We start from the raw sequence: 21290 nt of genomic DNA on the forward strand, positions 1-21290 counted from the left end.
CAGGCATGTGTGAATTGGGCTATCGGCTTTGCAGGCCACGCTATACTAAAAACTTCTCCAAGTAAAACCAGCTGATTCAGCTTCTTTTTGTGCTTCAGCTAATTTTTTGTCAGCTTCTTCACCTTCGTTAGAACCACCTGCATTTTCTTCGCAGTTACTTATGTTATCATTGTTTGCAGCCACTTCTTCTACTCCTGCACCTAATTGCTCTGGAGACATGCAAGGTTTATCAGCTTCTTCTTCAGAAGCTTTTTTTATTTCATCTAATTTTACTTCGGGACTAACTAGATTTTTTTCATATCGGCTTTCACTTCCAAAAAAAGTTTGGGGCTGGTATAAAGACGTAATTGGCACCCCGCTAGGAGAGGATGAAGAATCTTGTTTTAATTGCCTAGGTAACTCCACAAGTCCTGCGCTAACATTAGGTACTTTTAACTCACTAGTACGATCAGTTAAAGCTGCTTCAATAGCAAAATTGGTTACTAATTTATTTTTAATAGTATTTTCAGATAAATACATGTTACTTTTACTATTATCTCTAAATTCAAACCCCATTTTTTCCCAAAAAAGACTTGAATTATTTACAGCCTCTAGAGTAATTCTACCTTGTTTATTAAAATTAAGACTTTGCGTAAAGGCATATCTAGTTAATACGGTCCCTACTCCACTATAATTTCTATTGAAGTTAGTAAGATTCGCTATATACAAATGGTCTTTAAATAGAGCAAAAAGTAATTGGCCACTAGGATTGGTTTGTCCATCCACTTTTAACTTTACAATAAAAAAATTATTAGGCTTCGCTATTTCTTGAATCTCGGCTTCAACTAATCTTTTCTTGACCTCATCAAAGATTTCTACTTTAATTTTCATGCTGATTAATTAAGCTAATTTATTATTTAATTATGGCTCATTTACTTGCAAATTGTATTTTATTTGAATAAAAGAAGACTTGTATGATAGGTTTGATTTAACGACAACATCCCCTGGATACCGCGAACAAGTCGCGGTACGTAGGCAGAGGATTTAACAACATTATTTTTCAAGACCTACGTCCCGTGGCTTGTCCACGGGATCCAGTAAAGTCTCGCCTACAAGTAATAAATCCTTAGAAAAAGTCGCGGAACGTGAGGAAACATGCTAAGTTGTCGGAAAATAAATTGTGTCAAATAATTATATATTTTAATTTATAGAATATGGCCTAAAGATATTTAAGGTCTATTGTCACGCTCTAAATTATCAACACGCGGTAATTAAATCTCTCAAATTAATTACTCTGTCTGCCATAGCAATAGTTTCTTGACGGTGAGCAATAATGATTTGCGTTATTGCCAGTTCTTTTAAAGCTTGATTAATCATTATTTCATTTTTAACATCTAAATGACTTGTCGCTTCATCTAAAAATAATATTTTTGGTTTTTTATACAGTGCTCGTGCTAATAAAATACGCTGCTTTTGCCCACCTGATAAAATAGAACCCATTTCACCGACTTGCGTTTCATAGCGCATAGGTAGTGCTAAAATAGTCTCGTGAATACAAGCAAGCTTGGCAACATGGTAAACATAGTCAAGATCAATTTCTTCAGCAAAAAAAGCAATATTTTCTAATATTGAGCCAGTTAATAAACAATCCTCTTGCATAACAGAAGCTGTTAACTCACGATAGTTTTTTAAACCAAAGTTAATAAGCGGTATATTATCAATATAGATTTCACCCTTTTCTGAATTTAATAGCCCCATCATTATTTTTAATAAAGTAGATTTGCCACAACCTGAAGAACCAATGATTGCTACTTTTTCACCGGCATTAATCTTTAGATTAAGATTTTTAAAAATAAAGGAGTCATTTGGACAATAACGAAAATGGATATTTTTAATTTCTAGCTCACCAGCCATATACTCAATGCGGCCAAGTCCTTCAGTAATTACTTCCGGCTCCTGGAAGATGAGATCACTTAAGCGGGCTAATTGTATAGCAATAAGTTTATAGTCAAAAACATAGCGGATAAAAGAAGAGGCTTTATTAATAAGTAAAAGCCGATAAGACAAAAAGGCTATTAACATACCTGTTGAAAATTGATTAGATAAAATGAGCATAACGCCAACACATAAAATGACAATATGATCAACTTGAAACAAAAGTTGATTAATCACATTATAAAATGTATTTAATCTAGAAATAGTAATGTCAGCATTCAGGGCTTGAATATAGCTATTATACCAGCGATTAAAACGGACTTCTTCTCTACCGAACGTTTTAAGTGGCATAATAGCCTGTAATGTTTCTAGAAAGATAGAAGCCGTTTTTGCATGTTGAACAACAGAATTTTCCGTTTGACGCTTTAAATTTTGATAAGATACATAACGTATTATTAAGTAAATTAAAAGACTTATACTAATGATTAAGGTTAGTTTAATACTATAAATTATCATTACCGCTAAATTAATAATAATCATTAAGCCATCAAGAATGGTATTAATAAATTCTGTACTAATTTTTCGTTGTATCTGATCAACTGTTTGAAATTTTGCTTGGATATCGCCTTTATAACGATGAAAAAAAAATTCTAATGGTAATTTTAAAAGATGCTTAATTAAATTTGCAGAAAACTGCTCTGTTAAGTTAGTAGTTAGATAAGTTACTAAATAATTTCGGCTATATTCAATTGCGCTTTGCAAAAGTATAAGAATTAAAAAGGCAGCCGCAATAATATATAAATTATTTAGATTATTGGTATCAATAACATCGTCCATAATATACTGTGTTAGAAGAGGATTTATTAATGCCAATATTTCAATAGTTAATGATAAAAGAATTAAAAAAATAATAAATTTATTAATTCCAGTAGTCATTTTTAAAAAATGAAGAAGAGTTAGTTTATTATCATTAATAATTTTTTGAAAACCAGGCTCTTTTTCTGCTTCTAAAACAATTCCAGTGAAGGAATTTGATATTTCTGTGATAGTACAACGCCTAATGCCAAGGGCTGGATCGTGAATGATAATATAATTTTTTTTCACTTTTTTTAAAACTACGAAGTGATTCATATTCCAATGTAAAATTGCAGGGCAACGAATAAATTTCAAATCTTTTAGGTCAACACGTAAAGCTCGTGTTTTAAAGCCTAAGCGCTGTAGCTGCTTATTCATATCAAGCATTGAAATACCTATTAAAGAAGGCTTACTCATAGCTCTTAGGCTAGTTAGACTAATTTGATGGCCCCAATAATTACTAAGCATCACTATACAAGCATAGCCACATTCAGCCATTTCATTTTGCAATATCATAGGTAATTTATGGTTCTTTTTTAAGCTAAAGTCTAATCTATCCTTCATAACGTAAGCTCTCCATACATGCTAAAAATGGGATCTAAAATCCATTGCCATAATTTTTGCTTAGGCCCTGTAATAATCGCAGTTATAGTCATTCCCTGGTGTAATTTTTTTTTCTTCCCATATATCTTTGCATACTGGCTTGATAATTTTGCATTGACTTTATAGTAGGGATATCCTATTTGAATAGATTTTTCATCCTCAGCATCCGTTAAAATAGTTTCATCAATAGTGTCAATTATTGCTTGATAGTTACCAAATCGCTTGTAAGGGTAAGCATCATAACGAATAATAATTTTGTTACCTTTATTTATAAAACCAGCTTGAGCTACTGGAATAAATAAATTAGCAATTAGCTTAGATTTATTCGGTAAAATCTTTACTAGGGGTTTAGTCAAATTAACAAATTGTCCTTCTTTAAAAATGCTACTAGCGATGAAACCATCTATTGGGGAATACACGAGGTAAGATTCATCTTGCTTATACTTAATAATTTCCGTTTCTACTAAGTTAAGACTGCGTTTAAGTTCTATTATCTCCTGTTGTTTATTATTAAAAAAATCTAAGGTAATGTATTTTTTTAATAATAATTTTTTTAACTCCTGTAATTGATTATCTTTAATTTCAATTTCATAATTTATTGACTTTTTTCGAGTAATTAATTTTTTTAAGACATCATTTCTATCAATAAGTTGGCTTTCTGTTAAAGAGTGAACTAAAAAAATAGCTTCACCTTTTTTAACACGGTCTCCTTGATTTTTATAGCTATGAATAATTACTCCATTTTTACTTGGGTATAAACTAATAACACCTTGTGATTCGTTTAGGTAACCCATAACAACAAATTTTTGTGAGAATTCAGCAGTCGTAATGAATAAAATTATTATGATTAAAATAAATAAACAACTGTAAGTAATAAATCTAAAGGACAATGGCGTATTAATTGATATACTGCCCAAATGACTTAGTCTTTTTTGCTTGAATACTTCTGATCTAAATAATTCTTTTTTCATATAAATTAAAAATAACTCTGTAAATTAACTGTTATAATTACAGAGTTTTTCAAAGTAAGATTAGGCAACATCAGCTGCTTTTAAATTGTTAAGCATAATATGATTTTTTATGTTTTCTTGTATGATTATACTTGCCCTTTTTTCATAATCTGCTAAAGAAATAATATCTCGTTCGTTGTATCTAAAATTACTATTTTTGTTTAGAATAAATTTCACGAATCTATCTAATAGATTTATGCTTGGGCATCTATCTTCAATCCAAAGAAATTGACCTTGTTGATTGACTTCTAGAAAATAATATTCTTCATCTGGCGTCACAATAAAATCAAAACAACCAAAAACAATACCTAAAGCGTCCATATAGTTACGAATCTTTTTTTCTAGTAAATAAGGTAGACAATAAGGTTCAACTTTCAGTTCATTAGGAGGAATGTAACGCCAATCAGTTAACCCTTTAGGATGTTCTTGAGAATAAATTTTTGCTGCTATAATATGTGTCCCAAAACAGGTAATGCGCAGCTCATACTTTTTTTTAATATATTGTTGAAAAATACCTGGTGTTAATTGCAATACTTTATCGGGAGGCAATTGTTCAACGCCAACCGTTTTTGTATAAAATAACTTTAATTTATCTTCTTCATACCAATAATGCGCTGAGAAAGGCTTATAAATGACTTTTTTATTTTTATAAGAACTAATAAATTCTTTAATTTTGGTTGGTGAATTAGATACTAAACTTGGCGGAATTTTAAAGCCACACTGTAATGCGAGTTTTAACTGTAGTAACTTAGAATTAGCCTGGCTGATTGCTTCATAAGGATTAATCCAAAAAGCATCTTTAGCCAGTATCAAAGGCACACTATTATGAAAAAGGGTATTTTCTTTTTTAACAAAATCATAATCGGCTTTAACAAGCTTATCCTTAACAAAGGGTTGCCTGGCTCTCCGCCACCATATTATATCAATATCGTTGCTATTGGTAATGGGACGCTCAGATTCATTCTCTAAAAACCACCATTGTTTTTTAATAGAAAGATAAATACTATTAGTTTGCTTTGTAGGTAGGTCAGCAGTAAACCATAGTAAACATTGATGAGATTTGCTCTCTAAAGCTAATTTTACTATAGCAGCGTGTGCGTCATCTGGTTCAGTTGAGATTAAAATATTCACTACATTTCCTTAACTTATTTATGGCCAGCTTTGGGTTTTAATAGACCTCTTCGGAAATTGCCCTTACCGGCTAATCTCAAACGAAAAAAGCGTTTCAATTAATGCTCATTTACTCTGTGTAACCTGCGCTTTTCAGCGCCTTTTTCGCTTGCTTTTGTTTCGGGACTAACAGTTTCTGAAGAAGTCTACTGAGTAAACTATAGAAAAATCCACCTAATAGAGATAAGTAAATACCTTATGTAAGGTAATGTGGTTAATACTATATAAAAATACTCTAAAAACCCAAAAGTCAGTTATGCTTTAATCAAAATCCATATCTGTCTCAACATCATAAGATCCATGTTTATTAGTAAAATAATGTGTAAGTTGCTGTGTATATTTTGTAGCACCACCGGTTACATTTTGTAACTCTTCATGGCTAATTTCAGTTGCCAAATTAAATGCTAAAACACGATTGAACATTGCACTTTTTTCCATTTTTATTTCCTATAAATAACTTATTTAATGTTATCCTTTTCATTAAATAAGCGGGGTTGGACTTCTATATTCATCCTGAATTAGAAAAAATTATTAGTTATCAATACTATATTTTATACGTTTTGTGTTTTTAACCAGGCTTGCCAAGAATCAATATCTTTATCACTATAATTTTTGCCACTAATTCGCTTTAAAGTTAAATAAGCCATATCATGATTATTAGGTTGCTTTAAACGTAAAAGATTAATTAATTTTTCCCCACCGCTTTTTAAGATAATTTTTTTATTTTTATCTGATTTAACGGCTTCTGATAAAATTACTAATGCTTTATTTCGATCAGTAGTATAGGGAGAATCTATTAATGAAAGTACGGGGTTAAGCTCAATGTCAGAGATATTTGCTTTTAACATAGTTGATCCAATTACACGCATGACATTATTACGTACTACCTCACTTCTATCATTAATGCTGGCTGATAACGTTGATATTATTTCTCTAGGATCTTTAAAATGGCCAACTAAGAAAGCAGCTGAGGCACGTCTTTCTGGACTTGGATCTTCTTTTAATGTTTTTTTGATTAAATCTTTTTGCAGCATAGCACCCTTATTAAATACCGCTAAATAGGGTTTTAAATTAGGATGGTTAAAATTTGTGACACAATGATAAACTGGACAGACTGAATTATTTGGATCTACTTTATGTTCATACATTAAACGCATTTCTAATTCATCAAATTTAATACGTTTAGCAATTAAGTCCTTTTTAGTAGTTTTATTGGTCTGGATGTTAATCTTAGGCGATACATAATGTAGCCTTTGTTTTTCATCATTACGTACTACCTCAACTGTTAAATAATAATTTTTTGTAGTTGGGTAGTAGATAGTTTGAAAATCAACAAACGAATAGTGTTCATTTTTTTTAATTTTCTCTACTAATGATTTTTTCTTTGCAGTGACCTTTATAAATTCTTTTTCTTGTTTTTGCTCATTAGCCATCGATACGACTTTATCAACATCCTCGACTAATTGTTTTATTTCATAAGAGTATTTTTTCAATATACGCTCAGCATTTTGTGCACTATCACCATATAGATCTATATAAGTTTCAGCACTTATCTGCCCTGAAAAAAGTAAAATTGAAGTAAATACAGCTTTTTTTAACATACCTGTTCCTTATTAATAATTTTAACTTTATTTAAATCCACATGATTTGCTAGATTTTTATTAATTAAACCTTGCATTTCTTCACGATATTTATCAATCGAATGCCTAACGCGCTTTTCATTCCATTGAAAATTTATAGTTCGCTCTATAAGAAAATTAACAAAAATATCAAGCATTTTGAAATTTGCATTATATTCTTCTATCCATAAAAACTGGCCCTGTTCATTTACTTCAAGAAAAATATACTCATCATCAGGTGTAACAATAAAATCGAAAGTGCCGAACACAATCTTCATTTCCTGCATAAATTGTCGTAAATTCTTCTCAATAATAGCTGGTAAACGATAGGGCTCTACATCCATTTCATTAGGCGTAATAGCACGCCAATCTACTTTACCTTCAGGATGCTTTTGTGAGTCTAATTTTGCGGCAACAATATAATTGCCGAAACAAGTTATACGTAGCTCATATTTTTTCTTAATTTCTTTTTGAAAAATTCCTGGGGTAAACTGTAAGGCATTATCTGAAGGAAGATTTGTTTGGTTTATTTTAGCTGTATAAGCTATCTTAAGCTGATTTTCTTCAAACCAAAAATTAGAACATAAGGGTTTATAGATAACCCCCTCTTCTTCATATTTTGCTATGAAATTACGTATTGTTTTCGGATCGTTAGAAAATAAACTTTTAGGGATAGTAAATCCACTTTTAGTTGCTAATTTTAATTGTAATAATTTCCAATTTGCTCGCACCGAGGATTCCTTAGGATTCACCCACCAAGCATTAGGTGCAATATGTTGCGTTAAGCACTCATGAAACAAGGTATTTTCTCTTCTAATGAAAGATAAATCATCTGGATGAATACTATGCTCTGGTAAAAAAGGTTTTCGTACTCTGCGCGACCAAACCACATCATAGGTATGATCACTATAAGTTTGTTGGTTATAAGAGTTTCTCCATTGGCAAAGGTTTTTATCAATTAAAATAGAGTTTTTTTGTTTAGTTGGTTGATCAGCGGTAAATAATAATCTTACTTGATGGCCTACTTCTTCTAAGGCTATTTTAACCAAGGCCGCATGCATATCGTCAGGTTCAGTTAATATCAAATACTTCATTGTAAAAAATCCACTTCTTTTTATTAACTTCATAAACTTACTTCTGCCCAATTGAAATCTAAAGTTTAAAAACTGGTAAGCAATTAAACTTGTTAATAAGCTTTCATTAGACTTCTTCGAAAACTGCTATTGCTAGCCAATCTCAAATGAAAAAAGCGCTTCAAAATGCTCATTTACTCCATGTAAGCTGCGCTTTTTCAGCGCCTTTTTCGCTTGATCTCGTCTCGACACTAACAGTTTTCGAAGAAGTCTAATGTTAGAGCAGAAGTATTAAGTCTATCTAAAAATTAAAGTTATATTTTACGCTAAAAATCTATACTAATATCGACTACTGTATCCCATTGGCCTGTACTACCTGAAGGTTGGAGGGTCGCTTTTGTGGTCATTTGATAGCCATTGCCGCCAGTTACCTTTTCTAAATCTTCATAATTTATTTCTTTAGCTAATTGATAAGCTAAAGCACGCTCACTGCTATTTTTCATATTTTCTCCTAATACGAGGTTGGTTGTTATGTGTTCCATCAAATTAAAGAAGAACATTTCCAACTATTTTCCAGCTCACAAATATTCTTCTTTAATTTCGTAGCTTTAACATGTTATTATAATTTATTCATTTTATTATTTTTTTCTTTTATAATTGTTTACATGCCGGCATTAAAGCGTATTTTGACTGAATAGTCAATAATTTATGAATAAAATATTCATTTTTTTGGAGATTTATGAATAACCCATCTATTAATGAAAATTTGCGCAAGCTATTGCAAATACATAATCAACTGTCGTTAAGTGAGCTAGCAAGGCAAACTAATATTCCGCAACCCACTTTACATCACTTGTTAAATGGGACAACTAAGCGTCCACGAAAACAGGTATTAGAGAGCTTAGCTAGTTACTTTAAGATTTCTGTAGCGCAACTCACAGGCCAAGTACCCTTATATGAATGTATTCCTGAGGAAATAAAACAGAGCTTTAAAATTTATACTATTCCTATTATAAGTTGGGATATGCTTAAAGAGTGGCCTCACAACTATCAAGAAGTAGGCCAATTAGGTGAGGTTGTACTAACTCAAAAAATAGGGGATCATTCATTTGCTTTAATTATGAACAATGACGCCATTGAACCTTTATTCCCCGAAAATTCAATTTTAATATTTGATAATGACAAAGCACTAAAAGACCGAGAATATATTATGATTTACTCTTCTAAATATAATAAGGTTATTTTAAATCGACTTTTTATTGAAAAAAATACTTATTTTATTAAACAAGAGCAACCTGACGGCGATGCAAAATTAATTAAATTAGACTTAGAAAATGATAAAGTATTGGGTTCTTTAATTGAAGCAAGATTACTACAGTTTTAAACTGAGATAAATTTATTTACCTTTTGTTTTTGACTAGTTAATAACTATATTAAATTAACTTTGTAAGCAAAATTGTTTGATTAATAAATATTCTCGCTGATTTTTTTCTAATTTACTTTGCAGTAAATTAATACACTGAGCGACTTGCTGTGGAAAAACAGGTTGCTGTATTTCTTGAAAAATATCAGTCGAAGGCAAATAGTTTTGCAAACGTCCAAGCGTAATATGACCGCGGAAAGCTCTTTTTTCAGTAGGATAATTGAGAGCATCAAGGATTTGGGCAAGTTGATAGGAGATAAAAGCAAGAGGCTCTTCTGGCCCAACTTTTACAGTGATAAGTCGTGGACATTTAGGCTTAGGAAATAATTCAATCTCATTTAATTCAAGTTTGAATGCTTTGATAGTTTTTAAATGTAGAGCCACCTGTTCACAAATTATAGGCAAATCCGCGAGTTTAACAGCTTGTATAAAACGCAGTGTTATGTGCAAATGCTTAGCATTAACCCAACGCACTTTCCGTGGTGGGATCTGTTGTTTAAGTTGCTCTATTATTAATGCTATAGTCTGGCTTACTTCGGGCGATAAACTAATAGCAAAAAATGCTCTAATTGTATTTGCCATGATTAGCTCCTAACTGATAATAGATTACCTCTCCTCTGCAGAGCTGCATTTGGCCTATTTCGAACCAAAACCACCTTTCAATATGTGCATGTAGGAGACTATATTCTGCTTTTTAAGTATTAGTCCCCGCCAAATTATATCCAAATAAAAAATTTCACCAAGATTTAAGATAACCACTTAATCTATTATATTTTCTGAAGACTTATAAAGTAGTTAGCTAAATTACCTTGCTTTGTAACCGACTAAAATTGGATGATTTAAATTAGGCCTTTCTAAAATCTTTATTTCTTCTATTACTAAATCATATAGTTTCTGCACGTATTGGTAACGGCCTTTTTTTTGTTTACTTTCTTCACTACCATAGTTGCTTAAGTAAGTTTGACACTTCTTTTCTAGATTTTTAAGTTTTGCAAAGCGGGTTTTTGCGTCAGGCGATAATAATTTATACTCTTCGAATGTCTCTATAATTGCTTTTGCTTCAGCAGAAGTTCTAAGTCCTCTAAAACCTTGTGCCCAAAATAAAATATCAGCATGATGACTTAAGAAGATAGGTAAAGTCTTATTTTTCTGACCTGCCTCATCACCTGCAACAGGCTCAAGGCTTGTATAAACAAAGCCTCGTTGATGGCGTTGCAGTGTTTTAGGTAAAGCTAATTCAGTTTGAAAGCTTTTTAAATCTTGGTAATTTAATTGAATTAGTTTACGTGTAAGTTGGTGAATTTCTAGTATGCGATCAATTTCTATTTGTTTAGGTTTATTACTTTTACTTAAAAACTGCCTATCGAAATTTTTAATAAGATAGTCTTCACATAACTTTGAAATACTATATAAATAATAATTGGTTTGGGTTATTTCTTTTGTGTATTGACTAATGTCTATTAGTTGATTACCTTCTATTTTTGCACTTAATATTGTTCGAAAAGTAATATAACTGTCTATCCTTTGCTTAATTGCAGCTATTTTATTTAAATTTAAATAACTTTCTATCTGGGATGTTGCTAAATCTTTTAAGCGTCTTTCAGTATTTTCTCTTTCTTCTATTGTTTCAATAGGTCGATAACCTAGCTGTCCTGCAAGATATTTTTTAGTATTAGCAACTTTTTCAAATAATTCTATATTGTCATTTCCCTGCTCATTAGTTGTCACAAGCATACTACGTAGTAAACTAAAAGAGGTCGCTTTGGTATTTCTTAACTCACCTGTTTTTGTATATCTTGTACCAATAGTTGCTGTATCTTTAAATGTTTCTTTCGCAGAGAAAATATCTGGAAGGATATTACTTAAGACATTATCCCATACATCAGTTAGTATTTTGATAATTGAGCTGCTCCAATTAAATCCTTTTCCTATTAACGAAAAAAGTTGGCCAGAAACAAAATTTAATGGAAAAAGAACAATATCAAGCGCAAGCCAAAGTAATTCTGATAATTTAGGTGGACGCTTATAAATAAGACCTTCTTCAGCTATTTTAATTGTAGATAAAATTGTAGCAAGGTAAGATATAAAGCCAATTGAGCCTAAAATCAATGCAGGAATAGCTAAAGGAGGAAAAAAGAAAGCTGCGATACCTAAAACAGCAGCGGTTAACCCTATTATAATGCTAAATGTTGATGCTATAGTTGCAACATCTTTTTGTACAGCGTCTGAAAAAGTTACTTTTTTTGCGTCCCGATAATAATCATCTACAAGCCGCTTAGCTAAAACCTCAATTATTTTAATTTTTTCAGCTTCTTTAATAAGAAACTCTCTTCTTTTAGCTAAATTTTCTTCCTTCTCTTTTTTAACTAACTTTAAACTTTCTGGCAATAAATCGCCTGCTTTCTCTTCGTCTTCACACGCTAAATTGCTAAATCCAGCCGCAGATTTATCTTGCTGTATTAAAATTTTGGTAGGCCAAACAATTTGCGTGAGTATATTTCTAACTTTATTAAAATAGTTCCAGAACCAACTTAAATCGCTTTCCGCTTGCTTAATTAACCGATCACGTGTTTGTTGACAAACAATAGTAAGCTTAAGATGTGACTGCAAGCAATCATAGCGGGTTTGCATGCTTAAAAGGCTACTATCGCTTAATAATTGATTAATTGATTTTTGAAACGCTAATTCCTCACTATTTAAGCTTTCATCACCAATATCTGCAGGAAAATTTAAACTAGCAACTAAATCTTTTATCGATGCAATTAAAACCTTTCTTTTTAAAATAGTAAAATATTTCCTATAATTTTTGATTAAATTTTCTAAAGCCGCTAATTTATCTGGCTCATTAGAATAACGCTTTTTTTGGGCGTCTATCCATTTATTAATTTCTTGAAAAGCTGCAGGAACATTGTTAGCTAAACTAATTTGAATTTTTGTTTGAAAAAGACGTTCTCCGGACCAGAATTCAGGATAATTTAAAATACTAAACTGCTCATCATTTAAGGTTTGCAAAAAAGTGGTAAACTTATCTTTAAAATCACCGAGGTTAGCTGGGAGCTGTGGTAAATAATAATCAAACCAAGCGCGATGATTACGCTGAATAGACGTTTCATTAATTTTTTGCAGAATTATAGGCACTTTCCTACTCTCCTAACCGCTAAGATAACCTCCTGTTAATAATGGTTTAATTTAAGTAATTTAATATAAGATATAAGTCATTTGGTTACTTTAAAAAGTAATTGGTATTTTTCAATAGAATTAAATTAGTGCTAATTATATAAGATTATACTTAAATGATCCTTAACATTAGCGAGCCTTGTATTTTTTGTATTTTTATTATACGATATATTATCTATTTTATTTTAGGTACTCCTCCAATGCGTAAATAATTTTCCAACTTGGTTTTTAACGAACTTGTGGAGATTATTTATGTATCGTGTTCCTGCTATTATTGCTCATCATTTATCGTATTCATTTACAACTGCTAAATCCCCTATTGATGATGCTTTTCTGACATTTACGCAAACGCGCTATGGTATTGTTGGTGATAATGGTGTTGGTAAAACAACGCTATTAAAATTACTTGCTCATCAACTTAAGCCTGAGCAAGGTTTTATAGAAATTTTTGGTTCCGTTGACTATTTCCCGCAGATTAATACAGATTATTTAGGCAAAGAAATAGTAGCCGATTTATTAGGAATTAGTGACAAGTTAAATGCTTTGGAACGTATTGCCCAAGGAAGCGTTTATGAAACTGATTATGATTTAATTGGTAATGATTGGGATATAAAAGAAAAAGTGCATTTAATTCTTACGGATTTAGATTTAAATTCTATTACTTTGACAACGCCGTTAACTTCTTTAAGTGGTGGTCAAAAAACTAAATGCTGGCTGGCGAAAGCCATGCTTAGTCAAGCTGATTTTCTCTTATTTGATGAACCAACTAATAATCTTGACTGGCAAACTAAAGAATACTTTTATAACTGGTTAGAGCAAACTAACCGAGGGATTTTAATTGCAAGCCATGACCGACAATTACTTAAGCAAGTGGATGAAATTATAGAATTAACTTCTCTTGGCATTAATCATTTTGGCGGTAATTATACTTTTTATCGCGAACAAAAATTAGTTAAACAAGAAGCACTTAATCACCAGCTAACAGCAGCAAAAATTACGCTTAAAAATACACAAAACAGTATTCAGCAAACACTAGAGAAACATGAACGGCGTCAAAAAAAAGGACGCGCACTTAGAAAAGCAAAAAAAATTGATAAATTAGCTGCCAACTCGAAACAAGGTCGCAGTGAAAAAACACAGTCAAAAGATAAAATAAAAGCTTTTAACCAGATACAAAAGGCAAAAGAAAAAATTCAAGACATTAAATTAAACATAGAAATAAAAGAAAAAATTTCTGCAAATTTTTCTACAGCTAAAATACCTACTAGCAAGATTATTCTAAATATTGAGCAATTATCTTTTAGTTTTAATAAAAATCAGCCCCTATTTAATAACTTTAATTTAACGTTGCTAGGGCAAGAGCGTTTAGCAATACAAGGGAAAAATGGCTCAGGAAAATCAACCCTAATTCAACTTATTTTAGGTAATCTAAAACCACATCAAGGCTCTATTTATCGCGGGTTTTCTCATGCTTGTTACCTAGATCAAACCCTTAGTTATCTTAATTCCTCTTTAACGCTAGTCGAAAATTTATGTTTAAAGAATGCCTTTTTCTCTATCGAAGAAGCTTATACGCGTTTAGCAGCCTTTAATTTTCGTAATCGATTTGCCGAGAAGAAAGCAAGTGAGTTAAGTGGCGGAGAATACATGCGAGCAGGGCTTGCTATTTCTTTATCCGCAGCCAAACAACCTGAACTTCTTATTTTAGATGAACCTACTAATCATTTAGATATTCAAAGTATTGAATCAATTGAAGAAATGCTGTCAATTTATCAGGGAACATTAATATTGGTATCGCACGATAGTCATTTTTTAAGCAATATTGGTATTACTAAAGATGTTAACTTAAGTTAAGAATAATTGGTTTTCTTTACAGATTTGAAAAATAAATTTACCATGCAGCAATAAGACATAGTCCATAACAATTTACCTATTACTTGAAAGTAGACACATCTTAGGCCAAAGCGACTAATAAAGGAGAGATTATGAGATTAGAGCTCATGCATGGTATTCAGCGATTTCAGGGTAAAACTTTTAAAGAGTTAGAGGATATATTTAGTGAGCTAGGTAAAGGGCAAAATCCTGATACACTTTTTATTACCTGCTCTGATTCTCGTATTGTTCCAAGCCTTATTACCCAAACAAATCCGGGTAATTTGTTTGTTATTCGTAACGTGGGTAATATTATTCCGCCTTACCCTATGCCATGTAGCGAAGCAGCGGCTATTGAATATGCTGTTGATGTACTTCGTGTTAGAGACATTGTTGTTTGTGGCCATTCAGGATGTGGTGCAATGAACGGTCTTTTAGATGAAAACCTTAAGCACAAGCTACCTGCAGTAGCTAGGTGGCTTACCTATGCTGAGCCTGTGCTTAATCAGCTAGAAGAAAAACTTATTACATCTACAAACGTTGAGCCGGATGTAAAATTAAAAGCAGCTATTGAATTTAATATTTTAACGCAGATAGAACATTTAAAAACCTATCAATCAGTTAAAGAAAAAGTTAATCGTCATGAAATTACTATCTCTGGTTGGTATTATGAGATTCCAACAGGAAAAATATTTATCTATGAACCGCATTATCAAAAGTTTTTGCCATTCGAAAAAGTATTTACACAAAACATAGATGAAAAGATAATCAACCTTACCCAAAACATTGCAATGCAGTATTTAAAATTACAAGCTAATCCTAAAACGCCTACTGACTATTTAAAATTAATGCGCTTATTTGGTTCGCTTAATGAAAACATCAAACCTATTTGGCCAGCTATTAAAGAGCAGCTAGCTAAGAAAATCTGGACAGATTTAGGTTTTTTATTTACTGATAAAAGTGACTTAAAGTTTATTGAACTAGTTGAAAGTACCGCTAATATCAAACTTCCAAAGCTAGACTCTTTACAAAAAGAGGTTAGTGAATCACCTGGTTATCAGCGCTATTGCCGCCAACTTCTCTTTACACCGAGGTTTTTTGCCCCAAATCAAACAATATCTTTACCCACTAATACAGTTTCTAACAATCTATTGAGTATGTAGCCTGGAGCTCGGCTCTAGCCATTAGATTAAGATTCCTTTTCTTCCGTACGCCCTTAGGGCGCGGATAGATAAAAAGAAAAAGTCTTGATTAGATTACCCCTCATCCGGCGCTTTGCACCACCTTCTCCCCGGTGGGGAGAAGGGAAATTAGCTTAATGGCTATGGGGTAAAATTCAATCTACATAAACATTCTTTTAAGTGACATTATTAATAGATTAAGCAAATATCTTGAATCTAGGCGAAAGGTTGGATTTACATTATTCTTTCCAACGCTTAACGATACCTACATCGATATCAAATAAATCGAGTACCCGCCCTAAACTGTGATTAACAATATCATCAAGCGTTTGGGGTTGATTGTAAAAAGCAGGAATAGGTGGTGCCACAATAGCACCTAGTTGAGTCACTTTTTGCATATTCTCTAAGTGTCCTAAATGCAAGGGTGACTCGCGCACCATTAATACTAATTTGCGGCGTTCTTTTAATACTACATCTGCTGCGCGAGTTAATAAATTAGAAGTAACACCGCAGGCAATACTTGCTAGTGTTTTCATAGAACATGGGGCAATAATCATACCTAGTGTTTTAAATGAACCACTGGCAACGGCTGCGGCAATATCATCAATAGGATAATATTTATCAGCTAGATTAATAAGTTTTTGACTAGACAAAGTCACTTCATAGCCTCTGGCCTGTTGAGCAGCTTTAGAAATGATTAAATGTGTTTCATAGTCTGTTTTAGCTAATATTTCTAAAAGGCGAATGCCATATATAATTCCTGAAGCCCCAGAAATACCAACTATAATACGTTTAGTCATGGGTATACTCTTACTATTTTCTCACCTTAAGGTTTTAAGATATGAAGCAATTTGATAAACAATTTTTATTATATCGTGAATTTAACTTAACTTTTAAAATAATACGAACTTACTTCTTTAATCTCAATTGAAAATTGAATCTCTAAATTTTTGGCTGCTTGTCGAAAACAGCCCTTTATTAATTTTATCAACTCATATTCGACTAGCGCTTTTATGTTCTAGAATGTAATTTACTTCATCTCAGCTTGATTAATACATAAAATAAAAACCTTAGCTACCCTTCTAACGTACTGCCCTTATTCTTCTATGTACCACAACTTACTTCCCTTATGACTTTTACGCCTACGTACCGCGACTTGTTCGCGGTATCCAGCCTTTTCTGCTTCAATGATTTTTTAAATATAAACTATAGTAATAGTTATTAATTAGAGGATTGCAATGAAGAATTATTTTTAGCTAGCCATGCTTTAACTTCAACAAGAGTACGTTTAGCAATTAAAATAAATTGGCTATATAAGTTATTAATTCCAGTTAGAGTTAACTTGCTTAGTTTTTCTTCTAATATTTGGCAGGCGACTTGCATCTGGATAGCACCACAGCATAACGCACTACCTTTCATTTTATGAATAATTTTATTCATCTGTAAAAAATTTTTTTCAAGCCAAGCTTGCTCTAACTCATTGAGATGGGAAGGCGTTTCATCGAGCAGCATTTGTAATAACTCTACTAAACCTGTCATTGAACCAATTGTATTCATGCCTTGTTCTATATCTATTAGCGCATATTGATTGACTTTAGCTAAAGTATCAGCTGTAGAATCATTTTCGTTAGCTATTAACTTATTGTTAACAAATATAGCTAATAATTCGTTTAATGCTACTAATCTAAAGGGTTTGGTAATTACTTTATTCATACCAGCTTTAATTAACACCGATTCCGTATTCGCTGGTGAATAGGCTGTTAAACCTACGATAGGAGTTGGTTCTCTATTTTCTTCGTGTTCAATACGTCTAAAAATTTTTGTTAACTCATTACCATAAATATCTGGTAAACCTATATCCAGCAAGATTAAATCAAATTTTTGGTTTCTAAAAAGCTCTATCGCATTAGCACCATTACAGGCTGATTGAAATTGGCAGTAAGCCTGATTTAAAATAGTCTCTGCAGTTTTTAAAGCAATTGCATTATCCTCTACAATAAGGATATAAGGTTTCTTGTTTTCCTGGTAATTTACTAAATCTACTCCAACTTCTTCAAGCACAGAATTATCTTCAATTAAATTAGATTTAACAGTGGCTATATAAGCTGGGATAGTAATACTAAAGCTAGTCCCAGTGCCTACATTACTTTCTACTTCAATATGTCCTTTAAGAAGCCTCGTGTACTTCTTAACAATGTGTAAACCTACTCCATATCCTGAATAGATGCCTTGTGGTGAAGGATTAGCACGATAAAATCGGTTAAAAATTTTCTGCTTATCTTCAGGTTTAATACCAATACCTGTATCACGAATTATAAATTCTAAATTAATTTTATTGCCGCATTGTTTCTTCAAGCGAACTTTAATTTCAATTATGCCTTTATTTGTGAATTTTACAGCGTTGCCAATCAAATTTAGTAAAATACGATGCAATTTTGTTTGATCGGTCTGAATGAATTTAGGTACATTATTATCAATATTAATTTGTAAATTAAGATTTTTAACTCTAATTGCAGGCAATTCCAAATCGCCTAAATATTGAATAAATTCATAAAGATTAAAGGTCGAAACTTTAACATTAGTTTCACTTGCACTGCCGGTCGCAACAATATCAAGTACACTATTTAATAATAATAATAATTGCTCTGAACTCATATTAACCATATGAGCATTTTCTTTCTCTTCTGGAGTGTGCGCTTCTTTTTCTATCAAGCATGACATGCCAATGATTCCACTTAAAGGGGTACGAATGTCATGACTCATATTACGAATAAATTCATCTTTAGCTCGATTAGCCGCTTCAGAATTTTTTTTCGCTTTCCTAAGTTGTTCTTCTTGTTTTTTACGTTGAGTAATATCGGTATAAATACCTAAGATACCGACAATCTCCTGTTTATCGTTATAAAAAGGAACTTTACTGACTAAAACTGTTCGTTTAGCTCCATTTGGACGAATAAACGTTTCCTCATAGTCTAATTTTGCCTTGCCAGATTCTATAACGATTTTATCATCGCGACGATATTTAGTTGCAGCTTCAATGGGTAATAAATCAAAGTCTGTCTTGCCAATAATATCTTTTGGATCAGAAAAACCTAATTTTTCAGCAAAAATCTTATTACAACCTTTAAAAACTAAATTACAATCTTTCCAAAAAATGGCATGAGGCAGATGGTTAATAAGATTTAGTAATATATATTTATCCATTCAGCTGTCACTTATCCTTATGGGTATGTATTATTCGAATCCTGACTTGCTCCCTTTGCATTTTTGTCTTTTACATTTAAAGGCTCATCTTTAGAATGACCAAAAAGATGATTTGATTTAGTAGAATGAGCGTGATTTCTGCCTATTACGGTAGGTCCCATTACGGGAGGTTTGGTAGGGGTACTTTGATTGATTTTACTACTCTCCTCTTCCTCACTACCTGATAGAGCTGAACGTGCAAACATCGTTCCTCTTAAAGGTACTCCGCTAAACGAGCCTGTAACCGTTTTTTGTTTTTTAAGACCATCTAAGTAATGGTCCTCTTTTTCCTCTTCTTCCTCTTCTTCAGCTTCACTTAATAATCGAAGGCCACCTGCTAACTTGCTCCTTTGAAGCTTAAGCTCAAGTTCAAGCTCAACTCCATCTCTTGGAAGCTCATCACAAATTTTCTGAATCAAATCCTCAATCATACCTTCAGCTTCTTCTGAAATTTTAGCAGGACTTGGAGCTAGAGTAGCATCTTTGATAGAAGCACTGTTTAGTGGGGTAGCAGATAACTTAAAGCGAATTATCTTTTCAAGTTGTTGACGATACTCAACATATAATAAATTATCAATTCTTTCTTGATAAGTTGTATAAGCAGTTTCACTTGATTCACTAAGCTTCTTTTTAATGATATTAACAACCTCTTCATATAGCTCTATTATTTCTAAATCCTCAGTTAAAAGTTTTTCTACTTTTTCAGAATTGCAATGTGCATAGGTCAACTTCATACCTAAATTAGTTACATAACCTGTTAATCTATGAATAACGCCATCTGACTCGCGCGAATGATGACTGCCATTTGCTGAAAAAAGACTTTCATAACTATATTGTTGACCTTTCGTAGGAGTGTTAACAATACCAACGCAAACTTTTGCTATCTCTACCTGCCGAAAGGTTTCTTTATCCTCATCACTTGCAAAGCAATTGGCCACATCATTAATAATTTGTTCGGCAATTTCTTTGCCTTTCTCAGTCAAAGGCACATGTTGTAATTGTTCAATCTGCTCCTGTAACTCGAGTGGCATTTTCGTTCCAGTTGGATAATGAGCTATATTTGTAATTCGCTCACTGGTAAGACGTGCCATTCCATTTTCTAGATTAGTAATTGAAAAATAAGGACCCACAGAAAAGAGAGAAGTATTAATATTTTCATACTTAGGCGGCAATTTTACATCAACGCTTACTTTAACGCGATTAACGCCTGGTGTATCGGTTTTAGTATTGTTTGCAGAATAAGGATCTATGCCTCTATCCAACCATTGAGCATTTTGCCAAGCACAATTAATAACACATCTACTGCTTAATTCGACTTGAGTATTTTTTTGATTAGCTACTACATAATAGCCAAATCTATCTGGTGTTAAATCTATGTTAGTTACAAACGTATTAGGTATAAATTTAATATTAGGAGTCTTAGTAATTTCTGTTCGTAGGTACTCTTGTAATTTATTAATATCAAGTTGTGCTTCGGCTGTTTGATAGCCTATAGCAATCGATGCAGTAGTTTCTTTACCTGATGAATCATAAACAGGTATAGTTTTTGAAAAGAAATCATACTCTTCTTCTTCAAGTTTTTTGATAAAATTTTCAGGTTCACCAAAAACTTTATTGCTAGAATCACCTATTTTTTCCCGATAGAGCTGTCTTAATTCTTCAGCTATTTTTTCTGCCTCTTGAGGTGACACTATTGATTTATCAAGAATATAATGCCGACCACGACATGGATTTTCCGAATTTTCTCCTCCAGCAATGAAGTCTTTATACTCCTTGGCAAATTCAATAGCATTTATTAGACAGTGCTTCGCAGTGTCACTATTCTCTGCATTAAGATAATGCATACCCGTATGTAATTTATTACATCCATTTTGACTTGTGCTAATTATAGGTAACACATCCGAGCCTGCTTCAATTAAAGCAATTCTTGCGGGTTCACCATTGATTTTTAATTTAGCTAGCTTTCTTACGGTAAGTAGACCTGCTATCCCTGCACCGATAACAATAATGTCAAAGTCCTGTTTATTCTGCATAATAAAAGCCTAAACAATGTTAGTATTGTTTAAAATTATAGCATTTTAATGAATTTTAAAACAGATGTTTTTAGCTTTATAATTGAAAATTTTTTTATTAAAAGTATTAATTAATTG

At 32.2% G+C, this 21290-nt stretch carries 16 protein-coding genes; 3 read left to right on the forward strand and 13 right to left on the reverse strand.

Translation table 11 applies throughout. The features are described from left to right. Positions 1-45: 45 nt before the first annotated feature. The 8 genes from ACNVED_RS11710 to ACNVED_RS11745 all read right to left on the reverse strand — a co-directional run bounded on the left by ACNVED_RS11710 (position 46) and on the right by ACNVED_RS11745 (position 8747). Positions 46-870, reverse strand: coding sequence for a hypothetical protein (locus tag ACNVED_RS11710; protein WP_419419195.1), 825 nt, complete (start codon positions 868-870; stop codon positions 46-48). A gap of 366 nt (positions 871-1236) precedes the next feature. After that, a complete protein-coding gene (locus ACNVED_RS11715) occupies positions 1237-3333 on the reverse strand; it encodes a peptidase domain-containing ABC transporter (protein ID WP_419419196.1) in 2097 nt (698 codons plus the stop codon). After that, on the reverse strand, positions 3330-4166 hold the full coding sequence (locus ACNVED_RS11720; protein ID WP_419419197.1) for an HlyD family efflux transporter periplasmic adaptor subunit: 837 nt from the start codon (positions 4164-4166) through the stop codon (positions 3330-3332). Before ACNVED_RS11720 ends, ACNVED_RS11715 begins: the two co-directional genes overlap by 4 nt. 237 nt (positions 4167-4403) lie before the next feature. Then, entirely contained in the window at positions 4404-5513 is a 1110-nt protein-coding gene (locus tag ACNVED_RS11725) for a hypothetical protein (RefSeq protein ID WP_419419198.1), read from the reverse strand. Between the two features lie 300 nt (positions 5514-5813). Beyond that, positions 5814-5975, reverse strand: a complete 162-nt coding sequence (locus ACNVED_RS11730; protein ID WP_419419199.1) for a bacteriocin — start codon at positions 5973-5975, stop codon at positions 5814-5816. Positions 5976-6103: 128 nt separating this feature from the next. After that, positions 6104-7153, reverse strand: coding sequence for a HEAT repeat domain-containing protein (locus ACNVED_RS11735; RefSeq protein WP_419419200.1), 1050 nt, complete (start codon positions 7151-7153; stop codon positions 6104-6106). After that, a complete protein-coding gene (locus ACNVED_RS11740) occupies positions 7147-8265 on the reverse strand; it encodes a hypothetical protein (RefSeq protein ID WP_419419201.1) in 1119 nt (372 codons plus the stop codon). Before ACNVED_RS11740 ends, ACNVED_RS11735 begins: the two co-directional genes overlap by 7 nt. Before the next feature lie 305 nt (positions 8266-8570). After that, positions 8571-8747, reverse strand: coding sequence for a hypothetical protein (locus ACNVED_RS11745; protein WP_419419202.1), 177 nt, complete (start codon positions 8745-8747; stop codon positions 8571-8573). 236 nt (positions 8748-8983) lie between these two features. Between ACNVED_RS11745 and ACNVED_RS11750 the strand changes: the two genes are divergently transcribed. Next, positions 8984-9628: a helix-turn-helix domain-containing protein gene (locus ACNVED_RS11750; protein ID WP_419419203.1), complete on the forward strand. Its 645-nt coding sequence runs from the start codon at positions 8984-8986 to the stop codon at positions 9626-9628. A gap of 54 nt (positions 9629-9682) precedes the next feature. Here ACNVED_RS11750 and thpR read toward each other — a convergent pair whose 3' ends face one another. Continuing rightward, positions 9683-10249 carry an RNA 2',3'-cyclic phosphodiesterase gene (gene thpR / locus ACNVED_RS11755; RefSeq protein ID WP_419419204.1) on the reverse strand — a complete coding sequence of 189 codons (567 nt, stop codon included), beginning with the start codon at positions 10247-10249 and terminating at the stop codon, positions 9683-9685. Between the two features lie 222 nt (positions 10250-10471). Further along, positions 10472-12805 (reverse strand): hypothetical protein, encoded by a 2334-nt coding sequence (locus ACNVED_RS11760; RefSeq protein WP_419419205.1) that lies wholly within the window; start codon positions 12803-12805, stop codon positions 10472-10474. 291 nt (positions 12806-13096) lie between these two features. Between ACNVED_RS11760 and ACNVED_RS11765 the strand changes: the two genes are divergently transcribed. Both ACNVED_RS11765 and ACNVED_RS11770 read left to right on the forward strand, forming a co-directional pair. Beyond that, on the forward strand, positions 13097-14698 hold the full coding sequence (locus tag ACNVED_RS11765; protein WP_419419206.1) for an ABC-F family ATP-binding cassette domain-containing protein: 1602 nt from the start codon (positions 13097-13099) through the stop codon (positions 14696-14698). Positions 14699-14829: 131 nt separating this feature from the next. Next, complete coding sequence (locus ACNVED_RS11770; RefSeq protein WP_419419207.1) at positions 14830-15879, forward strand: carbonic anhydrase; 1050 nt, start codon at positions 14830-14832, stop codon at positions 15877-15879. Between the two features lie 257 nt (positions 15880-16136). Here ACNVED_RS11770 and ACNVED_RS11775 read toward each other — a convergent pair whose 3' ends face one another. The 3 genes from ACNVED_RS11775 to ACNVED_RS11785 all read right to left on the reverse strand — a co-directional run bounded on the left by ACNVED_RS11775 (position 16137) and on the right by ACNVED_RS11785 (position 21173). Continuing rightward, positions 16137-16703 (reverse strand): UbiX family flavin prenyltransferase, encoded by a 567-nt coding sequence (locus ACNVED_RS11775; RefSeq protein WP_419421182.1) that lies wholly within the window; start codon positions 16701-16703, stop codon positions 16137-16139. Positions 16704-17118: 415 nt separating this feature from the next. Continuing rightward, positions 17119-19101 (reverse strand): ATP-binding protein, encoded by a 1983-nt coding sequence (locus ACNVED_RS11780; protein WP_419419208.1) that lies wholly within the window; start codon positions 19099-19101, stop codon positions 17119-17121. A 17-nt stretch (positions 19102-19118) separates the two neighbouring features. Continuing rightward, positions 19119-21173, reverse strand: a complete 2055-nt coding sequence (locus tag ACNVED_RS11785) for an FAD-dependent oxidoreductase (protein WP_419419209.1) — start codon at positions 21171-21173, stop codon at positions 19119-19121. Positions 21174-21290 lie beyond the last annotated feature (117 nt).

The organism is Legionella sp. D16C41 (assembly GCF_048541585.1).
GTDB lineage: Bacteria > Pseudomonadota > Gammaproteobacteria > Legionellales > Legionellaceae > Legionella_C.